Annotated in this window: 11 protein-coding genes and 1 pseudogene; 5 read left to right on the top strand and 7 right to left on the bottom strand. The window is 68.5% G+C overall.

The window, feature by feature from the left end:
- Nucleotides 1-25: 25 nt before the first annotated feature.
- Nucleotides 26-1,072 (bottom strand): rod shape-determining protein, encoded by a 1,047-nt coding sequence (locus tag LRX76_RS07770; RefSeq protein ID WP_231803762.1) that lies wholly within the window; start codon nt 1,070-1,072, stop codon nt 26-28.
- A gap of 285 nt (nt 1,073-1,357) precedes the next feature.
- Here LRX76_RS07770 and LRX76_RS07775 point away from each other — a divergent pair, with 285 nt between their 5' ends.
- Nucleotides 1,358-2,290: a carbohydrate kinase family protein gene (locus tag LRX76_RS07775; RefSeq protein WP_231803764.1), complete on the top strand. Its 933-nt coding sequence runs from the start codon at nt 1,358-1,360 to the stop codon at nt 2,288-2,290.
- A gap of 136 nt (nt 2,291-2,426) precedes the next feature.
- Here the strand turns inward: LRX76_RS07775 and LRX76_RS07780 are convergent, their stop codons facing one another.
- The 3 genes from LRX76_RS07780 to ubiE all read right to left on the bottom strand — a co-directional run bounded on the left by LRX76_RS07780 (nt 2,427) and on the right by ubiE (nt 6,358).
- Nucleotides 2,427-3,146 carry a hypothetical protein gene (locus LRX76_RS07780; RefSeq protein WP_231803766.1) on the bottom strand — a complete coding sequence of 240 codons (720 nt, stop codon included), beginning with the start codon at nt 3,144-3,146 and terminating at the stop codon, nt 2,427-2,429.
- Nucleotides 3,147-3,508: 362 nt separating this feature from the next.
- Nucleotides 3,509-5,440 carry a M1 family metallopeptidase gene (locus LRX76_RS07785; RefSeq protein ID WP_231803768.1) on the bottom strand — a complete coding sequence of 644 codons (1,932 nt, stop codon included), beginning with the start codon at nt 5,438-5,440 and terminating at the stop codon, nt 3,509-3,511.
- Nucleotides 5,441-5,596: 156 nt separating this feature from the next.
- The gene (ubiE, locus tag LRX76_RS07790; protein WP_231803770.1) at nt 5,597-6,358 is read right to left on the bottom strand and encodes a bifunctional demethylmenaquinone methyltransferase/2-methoxy-6-polyprenyl-1,4-benzoquinol methylase UbiE; all 762 of its coding nucleotides are present in this window, start codon (nt 6,356-6,358) and stop codon (nt 5,597-5,599) included.
- 200 nt (nt 6,359-6,558) lie between these two features.
- Here ubiE and LRX76_RS07795 point away from each other — a divergent pair.
- The 4 genes and pseudogenes from LRX76_RS07795 to atpC all read left to right on the top strand — a co-directional run bounded on the left by LRX76_RS07795 (nt 6,559) and on the right by atpC (nt 10,379).
- Nucleotides 6,559-8,523 (top strand): annotated as a pseudogene (locus LRX76_RS07795) (ribonucleoside triphosphate reductase).
- Nucleotides 8,520-9,209, top strand: coding sequence for an anaerobic ribonucleoside-triphosphate reductase activating protein (locus tag LRX76_RS07800; RefSeq protein WP_231803772.1), 690 nt, complete (start codon nt 8,520-8,522; stop codon nt 9,207-9,209). Before LRX76_RS07795 ends, LRX76_RS07800 begins: the two are co-directional and overlap by 4 nt.
- Nucleotides 9,210-9,366: 157 nt before the next feature.
- Nucleotides 9,367-9,822, top strand: coding sequence for a nucleoside deaminase (locus tag LRX76_RS07805; RefSeq protein ID WP_231803774.1), 456 nt, complete (start codon nt 9,367-9,369; stop codon nt 9,820-9,822).
- 71 nt (nt 9,823-9,893) lie between these two features.
- Nucleotides 9,894-10,379 (top strand): ATP synthase F1 subunit epsilon, encoded by a 486-nt coding sequence (atpC, locus tag LRX76_RS07810; protein ID WP_231803776.1) that lies wholly within the window; start codon nt 9,894-9,896, stop codon nt 10,377-10,379.
- 299 nt (nt 10,380-10,678) lie between these two features.
- On the opposite strand, the gene LRX76_RS07815 is transcribed toward atpC, so the two are convergent.
- From LRX76_RS07815 to hslV, 3 genes are all read right to left on the bottom strand, one after another.
- Nucleotides 10,679-12,184, bottom strand: coding sequence for a DASS family sodium-coupled anion symporter (locus LRX76_RS07815; protein ID WP_331716763.1), 1,506 nt, complete (start codon nt 12,182-12,184; stop codon nt 10,679-10,681).
- 456 nt (nt 12,185-12,640) lie between these two features.
- Complete coding sequence (gene hslU, locus LRX76_RS07820; RefSeq protein WP_231803778.1) at nt 12,641-14,008, bottom strand: ATP-dependent protease ATPase subunit HslU; 1,368 nt, start codon at nt 14,006-14,008, stop codon at nt 12,641-12,643.
- Nucleotides 14,009-14,110: 102 nt separating this feature from the next.
- Nucleotides 14,111-14,662: an ATP-dependent protease subunit HslV gene (gene hslV / locus LRX76_RS07825; protein WP_231803780.1), complete on the bottom strand. Its 552-nt coding sequence runs from the start codon at nt 14,660-14,662 to the stop codon at nt 14,111-14,113.
- Nucleotides 14,663-14,811 lie beyond the last annotated feature (149 nt).

The following is a 14,811-nucleotide window of genomic DNA, read 5'->3' on the forward strand; positions in this document are numbered from 1 at the left end:
CGTCCCCGGTTCCCCATCCCCAGCCTCAATCCGGCGCGAAGAACTCGTTGCCGTGCATGTCCACCAGTTCCAGCGCGCGGCCGCCGCCGCGGGCCACGCAGGTCAGCGGGTCGTCGGCCACCTGCACGTACAGGCCGGTCTCCTCGCTGATCAGGCGATCCAGGTCGCGCAGCAGCGCGCCGCCGCCGGTGAGCACGATGCCGCGCTCGGCCACGTCGGCGCACAGCTCCGGCGGGGTCTGCTCCAGCGCCAGCTTGACCGCCGAGACGATCCCCGACAGCGGCTCGTGCAGCGCCTCCAGCACCTCGTTGGAGTTGATCTTGATCATCTTCGGCACGCCCTCGGCGAGGTTGCGCCCGGAGATCTCCATCTCCTGCATCTCCGACTGCGGGTAGGCGCAGCCGATCTCCAGCTTGATCCGCTCGGCGGTGGCCTCGCCGATCAGCATGCCGTGGTTGCGGCGCACGTAGTTGGTGATCGACTCGTCGAAGCGGTCGCCGCCCACCCGCACCGACTGCGAGTAGACGATGCCGTTGAGCGAGATCACCGCCACCTCGGTGGTACCGCCGCCGATGTCGATGACCATCGAGCCGCGCGCCTCGGTCACCGGCAGGCCGGCGCCGATCGCCGCGGCCATCGGCTCCTCGATCAGGTAGACGTCGCGGGCGCCGGCCTCCTCGGCCGATTCCTTGATCGCGCGGCGCTCGACCTGGGTGCTGCCGGCCGGCACGCACACCAGCACGCGCGGGCTCGGGCGCAGGAAGCGCGACTTGTGCACCTTCTTGATGAAGTACTTGAGCATCGCCTCGGTATAGGTGAAGTCGGCGATCACGCCGTCCTTCATCGGGCGGATGGTGGTGATGTGGCCGGGGGTGCGGCCGAGCATCTGCTTGGCCTCGGCGCCCACCGCGGCGACCGAGCGGGTGCCGCCGATGGCGCGGTCCTGGCGCACCGCGACCACCGACGGTTCGTTCAGCACGATGCCCTGGCCGCGCACGTAGATGAGGGTGTTGGCCGTGCCCAGGTCGATGGACAGGTCGTTGGAGAACATGCCGCGCAGTTTCTTGAACATCGGGGAAATCGATCCTGGCAGTGCCGCGCCCGCGCGCCGAATGGCGAAAAAATGGGCAGATAACAAGGTCGGCTAGCCTAGCAACCCACCCGGGTGCGGGCAAGGAAAATTCTTGTAAAAACGCGGCCTGCGGCCCCTGGCGGCCGGGTCCGGACGCGCCGGCATGCGTCCGCTTCTGGCCCTTGCCGGCCGCAGCCGTTAACCTTTGCGCCGCGACGCGCCAGCCGCCGCCCCGCGTGTCCTTTCGCCACCGCCGGGAAAACCCCCTCGCACAGGCCCTACCCGATGTCCGCTTTGATCTGTGGTTCCCTTGCCTACGACACCATCATGGTGTTCCCGGACCAGTTCAAGAACCACATCCTGCCGGACAAGGTGCACATCCTGAACGTCTCGTTCCTGGTGCCGCGCATGCGCCGCGAGTTCGGCGGCTGCGCCGGCAACATCTCCTACAACCTGCACCTGCTGGGCGGCAGACCCATCCCGATGGGCACCGTGGGCCAGGATTTCGGCCCCTACCGCGAGTACTTCGAGGGCCTGGGCATCGACCTGTCGCGGGTCAAGGTGATCGACGAGCTGTTCACCCCGCAGGCGTTCATCACCACCGACCACGACAACAACCAGATCACCGCCTTCCACCCGGGGGCGATGATGCGCAGCTACGAGAACCACGTGAAGGACGTGCCGGGCGTGACCCTGGGCCTGGTCGGCCCGGACGGGCGCGAGGGCATGATCCAGAACGCGGCCGAATTCTTCGAGGCCGGGGTGCCCTTCATCTTCGATCCCGGCCAGGCGATGCCGCTGTTCAACGGCCCGGAGCTGCGCGAGTTCATCGAGCAGGCCGACTACGTGGTGGTCAACGACTACGAGTCCAACCTGCTGCAGCAGCGCACCGGCTGGGACGAGCACGAGATCGTGCAGCGGGTGAAGGCCTACATCACCACCCAGGGGCCGAAGGGCGCGGTGATCCATACCCCGGAGAAGTCGTACTCGATCCCGCCGGCGCACGAGCGCCGCGTGGTCGACCCCACCGGCTGCGGCGACGCCTTCCGCGCAGGGCTGATCTATGGCATCGAGAACGGCTACGACTGGCTGACCATCGGCCGCATGGGCAACCTGATGGGGGCGCTGAAGGTCGAGCACCCGGGAACGCAGACCCAGCGTTTCGACTTCGCCGAGTTCAACGAGCAGTTCAAGCAGCAGTTCGGCTATTCGCTGTAGCCGCCCGCTCCGCCCCCTGTAGGAGCGACTTCGGTCGCGATGGGGCTGTACCGGGAAAGCCTCATCGCGACTGAAGTCGCTCCTACGTCGTTCCTACAGCGAGAGGCGAACGCTCTGCCGCGGGCAGGCGATCACCTCAGCCCCAGCCGGGCAGCTGCTTGGCGTCCAGGCCGCCGACCTCGAACACCGCCGTCCGGGTACCGCCGGCCTTGACCGGGAACGTGATCTCCACCGACTCGCTCGCGCGCAGCAGCTTCCACAGCGCCCTGTCGTCGTCGATGAACATGGCGATGGCCTCGTCGGTGTCCGGCCGGTGCGCGGCCAGCGCCCTCGGCTTGCCGCCGTCGGCGGCGACCTGCACCCTGCAGCCGCGGTAGCAATCGAAGTCGCCGGCCTGCAGCACCAGGTAGCTGTGCCGCTTCCACTGCGGGTGGTCGCGGAACACCAGGCTCACCGGCTTGGGACCGCTGCCGTCCACGTCCACCCTGTCGCGGGCGTAGATCAGCGCCGAGCGCTGGGTACCGCTCTTCTCGGCCACCTGCGCGTACTGCCACAGCGACTCCAGCCGGCGCTGCTCGCGGCGCTGCTCGCCCCTGGCCTTGACCTCGGCGTAGCCGGGTTCGATCCGCTGCGCGGCGGCGGTGCCGGCGTACTGGTCCAGCAGCGCGGCGCCATGGACGCGCGCCTTGTCCCAGTCCTGCGCCTGCACGGCGCTGTCGTACTGGCGGGCGACGTCGTCGGCCGCCTGCTCGCGCGCCTGCGCCTGCGCGGCGGCCTGGGCCTGGCGCTGGGCCTCGCGGTCGGTGCATGCGGCCAGCGCCAGCGCGCAGGTCGCGATCAACAGCATGCGTTTCATCCGGGCTCCATCGAAAAGGCACCGCATCGGCGATGTCCGGCCATCGTCCACACCCCGTCGGGGTGATGCAAGCGGCCAGGAAGGCGGGGCGATGTCCTCGCGAAGCCCCGATGCCAGCTGTTGCTGGATCCCAGGATCCCCTTCTCCCGCTTGCGGGGGAAGGTGCCCGAAGGGCGGATGGGGGCTGCCTGGAGCATGGGAAAGCAAAAGCCCCCCCATCCGGCGCTGCGCGCCACCTTCCCCCGCAAGCGGGAGAAGGGAGATTGCCGGCTCTGCTTGTCCCTACGGGATTCGGAGTAGGACGCACAGCATGAAGGCGGGCCAAGGCCCGCCTTCATGCGTCCACGCAGCGCCGCAGCGAGTTACTTCGCGCTGCCGGCCTCGGCCTTGGCGATCATCTCCTGCACCGAGCCGGTGGTGATCGGGTGGTAGCCCGGTCGCGCCTTGGCGAAGGCGTCCTTGGCGAAGGCCAGGCCCTCGGGCGTCTTCACCAGTTCGGCGTAGATCGGCAGGATCAGCTTGCGCCGGCCGACCCGCTCGATGAACGCGCCGGCGGCCGGCAGCGCGGCGGTGTAGCCGCTGCGGATCGCCAGCGGGTACCAGCGCATGGCGATCTCGCCGTTGGGCGTGCCGGTGAAGTGGTAGGCATCGTCGAGCTGCTTGAGCTGCTCGGGCTTGAGCGTGGCGCCGAGGCCGTCGATGAAGTGCACCCACTCCTGCGTGCCCCACTCCGAGCTCAGCTGCGCGTTGGGCAGCGTGCCGCTGCCGGACCAGGCGATGCGCGCGGTGTCGACGATGGAGAAGTTGCGCGACTTGGCGCGGGTGGCGAAGGCGGGGATGCCCGGCTCGTTCAGCCATGCGTCCAGTTCGGCCTGGGTCACCGCGTTGGGGTTCTTCGGCAGCAGGTTCTGCTTGAGGTAGTCGACGAACTGGTCGGTCGTCGCGCTCTGGAAGGCGTGGCTGTCGAACCAGCCGCGCAGGAACGGGTCGAAGGTCTCGCGGCCGAAGCGCTGCTCCAGGAACTGCAGGAACCAGGCGCCCTTGACGTAGGCCACCTGGCTCAGCGCCTCGTCCGGGTCGCGCGAGGCCAGCGGCGGCAGCGCCAGCGCCTGGTCGGCCGGGCTCATGTCCTTGACCTCGTTGAGCAGGTCGGTCTGGTCGATCTGGCGCTCCATCTCGGCCATCTCGTTGCCGTACAGCGCCTCGGTGATGCGCGCCTGCACGTAGGTGGTGAAGCCCTCGTTGAGCCAGATGTCCTTCCAGCTGGCATTGGTCACCAGGTTGCCGGACCAGCTGTGCGCCAGTTCGTGGGCCACCAGCGACACCAGCGACTTGTCGCCGACGATCACGGTAGGGGTGGCGAAGGTCAGGCGCGGATTCTCCATGCCGCCGAACGGGAACGACGGCGGCAGCACCAGCATGTCGTAGCGGCCCCAGCGGTACGGGCCGTACAGCTGCTCGGCCACGCCGATCATCTTCTCGGTGTCCTCGAACTCCCTGGCGGCCTTGTCGGCCATGGCCGGCTCGGCCCACACGCCCGAGCGCTCGGAGATCGGCTTGAACACCAGGTCGCCGGCGGCGATGGCCAGCAGGTAGGACGGGATCGGCTGCGGCATCTTGAAGCTGTAGTCGCCGTCGCGCGCCGCGTGCGGGTCGTTGTCGGCACTCATCAGCACCATCACGTCCGGGCGGCTGGTGACGTGCGCGCTGTAGGTGAAGCGCACGCTCGGGGTGTCCTGCAGCGGCACCCAGCTGCGCGCGTGGATCGCCTGCGACTGGCTGAACATGAAGGGCAGCTGCTTGCCCTCGGTCATCGACGGCTCCAGCCACTGCAGGCCGGAGGCCTGCGGCGAGGTGCGGTAGCCGATGCGCACCTGCTGCGGGCGGGTGGGCGCCTCGATGGTCAGCTTGCTGCCGAACACCTTGTCGGCCGGGGCCAGCGCGTACTGCAGCGGCGCCCAGGCGCCCTTGCCGTCGCCGCCCTCGACCTGCGCGATGGCCAGGTCGCGGGTGTCGAGCACCAGTTGCGTGGCCTGCGGGTCCTTCCAGTCGAGCTGGTAGGTGGCGGTGCCGCCGATCTGCTTGGCGTCGAAATCGACCTTCAGGTCGAGCGCCAGGTCCTTGATGACGACCTTGTCCGGCTCGGCATAGGAACTTTCGTCGTGGTTGCGGGCGACGGGCGTCACGGCAGCGGCCTTTGCGGGGGTGGAAGCGGGCTCGGCGGGAGCGGCGGGCTCTTTCGAGCAGCCGGCCGCGAGCAGCGCGGCCAGGGACAGCAGGATCGGGAATCGCATGAAGGCAACCGGATCGGGAAAGCCTGGGATTCTACCGAAAGGCGGGGATTGGGGATTCGGGATTGGGGATTCGCAAAGCCGGGGTTACCTATCCGGTGACACGCCAGAGAATCCGCTCTTGCGAATCCCCAATCCCCAATCCCGAATCCCGCCCCCTCAAACCTTGTAGCCGGAGTGGATCGCGACGATGCCGCCGCTGAGGTTCTTGTAGTGGCAGCGCGCGAAGCCGGCTTCGGCCAGCATCGCCTTGAGTTCGTCCTGCGGCGGGTGCTTGCGGATGCTCTCGGCCAGGTACTGGTAGCTGTCGGCATCGTTGGCGAACAGCTTGCCCAGCCGCGGCAGCACCTGGAAGGAATGGAAGTCGTAGATCGGCTTGAACCAGTCGGCGGTGACCTCGGAGAACTCCAGCACCCGCGCCTGGCCACCGACCCGGAGCACGCGGTACATCTCGCGCAGCGCGGCGTCCTTGTCGGTGACGTTGCGCAGGCCGAAGGCGATGGTCACCAGGTCGAAGCTGGCATCGGGGAACGGCAGCGCCTCGGCGTTGCACTGCACGTACTCGAAGCCGGACACCAGGCCGCGGTTGGTCAGGCGGTCGCGCCCCACCGACAGCATGCCGGCGTTGATGTCGCCCAGCACGATCTCGCCGTCCTCGCCCACCCGCTCCCTGAGCAGCGCGGCGATGTCGCCGGTGCCGCCGGCCAGGTCGAGCACGCGGTCGCCCGGCTTCACCTGGCAGGTGGCAGCGAAGTAGCGCTTCCACACCCGGTGGATGCCCAGGCTCATCAGGTCGTTCATCAGGTCGTAGTTGCGCGCGACCGAGGTGAACACCTGGCCGACCAGCTTCTGCTTGTCGCGGGCATCGACGTCGCGGAAGCCGAAGTGGGTGGTGCCGCTCTTGTAGGGGGATTCGCTCATGGCGGGATTATCGCACCGCCCGTCGCCGGCTGGCGAACCGGCCGCCAGCAGCGCCTGCCGGGGGTGTCGATCGCCACCGCGGCTTCGTCGCAGCAACACTGAGACGGAACGATCTGCAGCGAACCTGATCCATATCAATCAATATGTAGTTGTTTGGGTACACCATAAACACAACATGATGTGTTTGTGAGTCCCAACCCATGCAATCCGATCCTTCCCGCCAGGCCGCCGCCGCTACGCTTTCCCGGACTTCCATCGATCCGGTGGCCAGCATCGAGGAGTACCTCGGCCGCGCCGACTGGCGGGTCAACGCCAACGCCAACCAGGGCTATTCGCTCGGCGGCCTGATCCTCAACGTGGCCGGCAAGGTCGTCGCCAACTACTGGCTCGACCGGGTCTATCCGCCCGAGGTCGGCCGCGCCCACCGCGAGGGCGACCTGCACATCCACGACCTGGACATGCTGTCGGGCTACTGCGCCGGCTGGTCGCTGCGCACGCTGCTCTACGAAGGGCTCAACGGCGTGCCCGGCAAGGTCGAGGCCGGCCCGCCCCGGCACATGGGCTCGGCGGTCGGGCAGATCGTCAACTTCCTCGGCACGCTGCAGAACGAATGGGCCGGCGCGCAGGCGTTCTCCTCGTTCGACACCTACATGGCGCCGTTCGTGCGCAAGGACCGCATGGCCTACGGCGAGGTGCTGCAGTGCGTGCAGGAGCTGATCTACAACCTCAACGTGCCTTCGCGCTGGGGCACGCAGACCCCGTTCACCAACCTCACCTTCGACTGGACCTGCCCGGAGGACCTGCGCCAGCAGACCCCGTTCATCGCCGGCGAGGAGATGCCGTTCACCTACGGCGAGCTGCAGGCCGAGATGGACATGATCAACCGCGCCTACATCGAGGTGATGAGTGCCGGCGACGCCAAGGGCCGGGTGTTCACCTTCCCGATCCCGACCTACAACATCACCGCCGACTTCCCGTGGGAGTCGGAGAACGCGCAGCGGCTGTTCGAGATGGCCGCCAAGTACGGCCTGCCGTACTTCCAGAACTTCATCAACTCCGAGCTCGACCCGGGCATGGTGCGCTCGATGTGCTGCCGCCTGCAGCTGGACCTGCGCGAGCTGCTCAAGCGTGGCAACGGTCTGTTCGGCAGCGCCGAGCAGACCGGCAGCGTCGGCGTGGTGACGATCAACTGCGCGCGCCTGGGCTACCTGCATCGCGGCGACGAGGCGGCGCTGCTGGCGCGCCTGGACGAACTGCTGGAGCTGGGCATGCGCAGCCTGGAACTCAAGCGCCGGACCGTGCAGTCGCTGATCGACCAGGGCCTGTTCCCGTACACCAAGCGCTACCTGGGCTCGCTGCGCAACCACTTCTCCACGCTCGGCGTGAACGGCATCAACGAGATGCTGCGCAACTTCAGCGGCGACCGCCACGACATCGCCAGCGCCTGGGGCCACGCCTTCGCCGCGCGCCTGCTCGACCACGTGCGCGCGCGCATGCAGCAGTTCCAGGAAAGTAGCGGCCACCTGTACAACCTGGAAGCGACGCCGGCCGAGGGCGCCACCTACCGCTTCGCCCGCGAAGACCGCCGGCGCTGGCCCGGCATCCTCCAGGCCGGCACGCCCGAGCAGCCCTACTACACCAATTCCTCGCAGCTGCCGGCCGGCTGGACCGACGACCCGTTCGCCGCGCTGGAGCACCAGGAGGCGCTGCAGGCGCGCTACACCGGCGGCACCGTGCTGCACCTGTACATGGCCGAGCGCCTGTCCAGCGGCCGCGCCTGCCGCGACCTGGTGCGGCGCGCCCTGACCCGCTTCCGCGTGCCCTACCTCACCGTCACCCCGACGTTCTCGATCTGCCCGGTACACGGCTACCTGGCCGGCGAGCACGAGTTCTGCCCCCGTTGCGACCAGGAACTGCTGCAGCGCAAACGCGCCGCCGCGGTCGCCTGAGCGCCTTCCACAAGGAGTGCCTCCATGCAATACGACCCTGCTTCCTCCGCCATCACCCTTCGCGACGACGAACGCCAACGCTGCGAGGTCTGGACCCGGGTGATGGGCTACCACCGTCCCGTCTCCAGCTTCAACGTCGGCAAGCGCGGCGAGTACGCCGAGCGCCGCTGCTTCGTCGAGCACCCGCAGCCGGGCAGCTCCGCGCGCGCGGCATGATCCGCATAGGCGGCATGGTGCCGATGAGCAGCCTGGACTTCCCCGGCCGGCTGTCGGCGGTGCTGTTCCTGCAGGGCTGCCCGTGGCGCTGCGGCTACTGCCACAACCCGCACCTGCTGCCGGCGCGCGCGCCGGGCGCGATCGGCTTCGACCAGGTGCTGGAGTTCCTCGACCGCCGCCGCGGCCTGCTCGATGCGGTGGTGTTCTCCGGCGGCGAGCCGACCGCGCAGCCGCGCCTGCACGAGGCGGTGGCCGAGGTGAAGCGGCGCGGCTTCCTCGCCGCGCTGCATACCGGCGGCATGTACCCGCGCCAGCTGCAGCGGCTGCTGCCGCTGCTGGACTGGGTCGGCCTGGACATCAAGGCGCCCTGGCACCGCTACGACGCCATCACCCGCTGTCCCGGCAGCGCGGCGCGGGTCGAGGCATCGCTGCAACTGCTGCTGCGCAGCGGCGTGCACTACGAATGCAGGACCACCTGGGCGCCGGAGCTGTTCCCGCCGCGGGAACTGCATGCGCTGGTCGCGCAACTGCGCGTGGCCGGCGTGCGCAACTGGTCGCTGCAGCAGCTGCGCCACGGCGGCGGCGCCATCGCCGCCGACTGCGAGGCGCCCGCTTTCGACGTGCCCGATCCGGTGCGGCTTGCGGCCGGCTTCGAGCAGTTCCAGCTGCGCCCGGCGGCGCCGTGAGCGCGGACGCGCCGGGCAGGTCGACCTGCCCGGCGTCGCGGCGCGGCAGGCACCGGCACGGCTCAGCTGCGACACGATGTCGCCACCGGCCGTGCCCATGGGGATGACAGCCTCGGCCACACTGCGCAAGATGGAAGGCCCGCACCGAGGAACCCGCATGACCGTCACCCCCGACTACCGCGCCCTGCTCGATACCGCCATCGCCGAGGCCCGCCGCGGCCTGGCCGAAGGCGGCATCCCGATCGGCGCGGCGCTGTACCACGACGACGGCCGCCTGCTCGGCTGCGGCCACAACCGCCGCGTGCAGGAAGGCGATCCCTCCGTGCACGGCGAGACCGACGCCTTCCGCAAGGCCGGGCGCCAGCGCTCCTACCGCGACACCATCATGGTCACCACGCTGGCGCCGTGCTGGTACTGCAGCGGCCTGGTGCGCCAGTTCGGCATCGGCACGGTGGTGGTGGGCGAATCGGTCACCTTCCAGGGCGGCATCGACTGGCTGCGCGAGAACGGGGTCAAGGTGATCGACCTGCACAGCCAGGAATGCATCGATATGCTGGGCGGGTACATCGCCGCCCATCCCGAGGTCTGGAACGAGGACATCGGCGAGGATTGAGCGCCGGCCCGCCGCGGCCGAAAACGACGCCGGACCGCAGCCTGCGCGCCGGCCAACAACGGGAAAGAACATTGGCTACAGCTCCCCATACTCCCTCCCCCGCAACGCAATCGGCACAGGACACCGCGCCGGCGCACGACGACGGACAGGCGCGCACGCTGGCGCTGGAGATCGTCAGCCTCGGCGGCAGCATCTGGAGCGGCCAGGTCCGCGAGGCCAGCCTGCCCGGCAGCCTGGGCCGGTTCGGCGTGATGGCACGGCACCTGCCGATGCTGTCGATCCTGCGCGAAGGCCTGGTGCACATCGTGCCGGCCCAGGGCGAGCCGCTGGACGTCTACGTTTCCGGCGGCTACGTCGAGGTGCAGCCCGGCAAGATCATGGTGATGGCCGACCTGGCACAGCGCGGCGCCGACATCGATGCCGCGCGCGCGAAGGCCGCGCGCGAGAGCGTGGCCTCGCCGATGGCGCAGAGCCTCACCGATGCGGCCTACCTGCGGCTGCACATGGAACTGATGCAGCGCTACGGCGGCAGCCTGCGGCATACCCGCCTGCCCTGAGCAGGCGCCGCGGCGTCCGCGCATCGGCTGCCTCGCCGAGACCGCCCTTCCCCGGCCATTGCCCGGCGTCGGCCGCCGCCGGCCCGGAGCACGCGTGCCGGCCGACCTGCGAAACCGCCGCACCGCGCAGGTCGGGGCCACGCTTCCGGGGCTCCGGACCAAGGCATGGCGCGCACCGGCCGCATGGGGCCGGGCCACGAGCGGGAAATCCGCAGATCCACGACGCATCCACGAAAAAGGCCGGCCCCGCATGAAGCAGGGCCGGCCCTTTCGGTTCTATCGGCGAAGACGCCGGGCGCTTACCAGAAGCCCAGAACCTTCCACCACACCATGCCGACGGTGGCGTAGATGATCAGTTCGATCACCGACATGATGAAGCCCACCTTCCACCAGTTGCCCAAGGTGACGTAGCCGCTGCCGAAGATCACCGGCGAGGTACCCGTGGCGTAGTGCGTCAGCGTCATCATGATCGTCGAGCCGGCGGTCATCATCAGCATGAAGGGGATCACGTACTCGGACGGGATCAGCTGCGTGCCGACCATCAGGAAGGCCAGCAGCATCGCGCTGATGTGCGCCGTGGTGCTGGCGAACATGTAGTGCGAGTACACGAACAGCAGCACCAGGACCGCCGCGGCCGCCTGCCAGCTCATGCCGCTGTGGGCGATGGCGTTCTTCATGTTCTCGGAGAACCAGGAGATGACGCCGGTCTTGTTCAGCTGCTCGGCCATCATCACCAGGGCACCGAACCAGATCAGGGTGTCCCAGGCGCTCTTCTCGGACAGTACGTCGTCCCAGTTGATGGTGCCGGTGATGATCAGCGCGAACAGGCCGACGAAGGCGACCACCGTGGGATCCAGGGTGAAGGCCGGGCCGAAGATCATCGCCGGGATGTTGGCCCACAGCACCAGCAGCAGGAAGAAGGTCCCGAGCATCACCTTCTCCGAACCGCTCAGGCCGCCCATGGTCTTGAGTTCCTTGCGGGCGTAGGTGACCGCGTCGGGGGTGACCTTCAGCTCAGGCGGCGACAGCCAGGACACCAGCAGCGGCATCAAGGCCATGCAGGCCAGGCCCGGCAGCAGCATGCACAGCGCCCAGGTGGTCCAGGACAGGTGGAAGCTCTGGTTGGTCGCCTTGGCCACGAAGTCCACGACCAGCGGGTTCGGCGCGGTGGCGGTGATGAACATGCCCGAGCTGATCGTGTTGGCGTGGATGTTCACCAGCGCCAGGTAGGTACCGATCTTGCCCTGGGTGCCCTTGGCCGGATCGGAGTCGAAGGCGTTGGCGATCGACTTCATGATCGGGTGGACGATGCCGCCGCCGCGCGCGGTGTTGGACGGCGTGAACGGCGCCAGCACCAGGTCGCAGATCGCCAGGCCGTAGCCGATACCGACCGAGCGCTTGCCCAGCAACGATATGAACATCAGGCCGATGCGGTTGCCCAGGCCGGTCTTCTTCAGGCCGCGGGAGATCATGATGGCCACCACGATCAGCCAGATCAGCGGGCTGGAGAAGCTGCCCAGGGCATCGGCGATGGCGCCCTTGGACGAGGTGGAGGTGACCTGCGACACCGAGACGATGACGATGGCCATCATCGCCATCACGCCGATCGGCATGACCTTGAGGATGATCGCCACGATGGTGGTCAGGAAGATCGCGACCAAGGCCCATGCCTTGGGAGTGAGCCCCTCCGGACAGGGGATCGCCAACAATATGAATAGGACTGCCGTGGCAATCAGGGCCGGTACCAGCCGGAATGGCACGGCGTCGTTGAAGTAGCGGAACATCGCCTTGATGCGTTCTAACATCGGTTTATCCCTCTGGGCTGATAGCGGTGGGGGCCGGGGGGCCGCCAACTTGCGGAACGGACGATAACGTTCCGTGATGACAGCCGCACTGATCCAGATCAGTGCGACAGGGTCGCGACATGCGCGACCGATTGTCGCATTTGTTGCGCATGCGTCATTCTGTCGCTCCCTTTGACACGGGCGCCCCGGCTCCGCGTCGTTTAGTGCGAGGCGATGGACCGGGACACACCCACTCGCCAGCACTCGCCCCCTTGCTTCCGCCGCAGCGATGCCCGCGGAAGCAGGCGCAGCAATGCCCGGCGACGGCATCGCTCGCGGCTCCATGCTCCGCGCCCCCTGGCGCACAGACGCAAACGCGGCCGGACAATGGTCCGGCCGCGTTTGCGTCTGTGCGGGGATCGCCATTGCCCCGGCTCGCCTGCCCCGCGGGGACAGGCGACGGCCGGGACGATGCGACTACAGGATGTAGCGGCTCAGGTCCGGGTCCTGCACCAGGTCGCCCAGGTACTTGTCCACGTAGGCGCGATCGACGACGACGCTGCTGCCGTCGCGGTCCGGCGCCTCGTAGCTGAGGTTGTCCAGCAACCGCTCGAGCACGGTGTGCAGGCGCCGCGCGCCGATGTTCTCCTGGCGCTCGTTGACCTGGAAGGCGATCTCGGCCAGGCGCTCGATGGCGTCCTCGGCGAAGCTCAGCTCCACCCCCTCGGTCTTGAGCAGCGCCTGGTACTGGCGGGTCAGCGCCGCCTTCGGCTCGGTGAGGATGCGGATGAAGTCCTGCCGGCTCAGCGCCGACAGCTCCACCCGGATCGGGAAGCGGCCCTGCAGCTCCGGGATCAGGTCGCTGGGCTTGGCCAGGTGGAACGCGCCGGAGGCGATGAACAGGATGTGGTCGGTCCTGACCGTGCCGTACTTGGTGGAGACGTTGGAGCCCTCCACCAGCGGCAGCAGGTCGCGCTGCACGCCCTCGCGGCTGACGTCGCCGCCGGACGAGCCCGCATCGCCGCGCTTGGCGACCTTGTCGATCTCGTCGATGAAGACGATGCCGTGCTGCTCGCAGGCCTCGATCGCCGCGGCGCGCACGTCCTCCTCGTTGACCAGCTTGGCCGCCTCGTCCTCGATCAGCAGCGGCCGCGCCGCCTTGATCGCCAGCTTGCGCGTCTGCGGCTTGGCGCCGCCGAGGTTGGAGAACATCTGCCGCAGCTGCTGGCCCATCTCCTCCATGCCCGGCGGGGTCATGATGTCCATGCTGACGTTGGCGGCGATCTCCAGCTCGATCTCGCGCTCGTCCAGCTCGCCGTTGCGCAGCATGCGGCGGAACTTGACCCGGGTGTCGTTGTCCTGGGCCGACGGCTCGTTACGCGCCGCTTCCGGATCGAAGCCGATGCCGGCGGCACGGCGCGGCAGCAGCGCATCGAGGATGCGCTCCTCGGCACGTTCCTCGGCCTGGGTGCGCACGCGCACCTTGGCCTGCTCGCGGTACATCTTGACCGCGGTGTCGGCCAGGTCGCGCACGATCTGCTCCACGTCCTTGCCGACATAGCCGACCTCGGTGAAGCGGGTGGCCTCGACCTTGACGAACGGCGCGTTGGCCAGCGTCGCCAGGCGCCGCGCGATCTCGGTCTTGCCCACGCCGGTAGGGCCGATCATCAGGATGTTCTTGGGCATCACCTCGTTGCGCAGCTCCGGTTCGAGCTGCATGCGTCGCCAGCGGTTGCGCAGGGCGATGGCAACCGCGCGCTTGGCCTCGTGCTGGCCGACGATGTGGCGGTCGAGTTCCTGCACGATCTCGCGCGGGGTCATGGTGGAGGAGCTGGGATTGGTCATGGGGGATTCGGGATTGGTTGGCGAGGCGGATGGGGGATTCGGGATTGGGGATTCGCAGAAGCGGGATGCGGGCTTTACCAATCCCGAATCCCGAATCCGGAATCACAGCTCCTCGACCACCACGTTGCGGTTGGTGTAGATGCAGATGTCGCCGGCGATGCCGATCGCCTCGCTGGCGATGGTGCGGGCATCGAGCTGGGTATGCGCCAGCAGCGCGCGCGCGGCCGACAGCGCGTAGGAGCCGCCGGAGCCGATGGCGATGATGCCGTCCTCCGGCTCGATCACGTCGCCGGTGCCGCTGATCACCAGCGAGGTGTCCTTGTCGGCCACCGCCAGCAGTGCCTCGAGCTTGCCCAGGCGGCGCTCGGTGCGCCAGTCCTTGGCCAGCTCCACCGCCGCTCGGGTCAGCTGGCCGTGCTTCTCCAGCTTGGCCTCGAACAGCTCGAACAGGGTGAAGGCATCGGCGGCGGCGCCGGCGAAGCCGGCCAGCACCTGGCCGTCGCGGCCCAGCCGGCGCACCTTGCGCGCGTTGCCCTTCATCACCGTGTTGCCCAGGGTGACCTGGCCGTCGCCGGCGATGGCGACGTGATCGCCGCGGCGCACGCAGATGATGGTGGTGGCGTGGAAAACGTTGGGGTTCTGGCTGGGATCCATGCGGTACTCCGTGAAGTCCTGTCGATCTGGGGACCGCGCGCGGGCGATTCAAGCCCGCGTGCTTCGGACCCGCGCCCCAGGCCCGCGCGTGGTGCGTCGCGCCAAGACATCCGCACCGGCGTCCCTACAATCGGCCAGGTGCCCCACGC

This window comes from Stenotrophomonas sp. MMGLT7 (assembly GCF_021168555.1).
Taxonomy (GTDB): domain Bacteria; phylum Pseudomonadota; class Gammaproteobacteria; order Xanthomonadales; family Xanthomonadaceae; genus MMGLT7.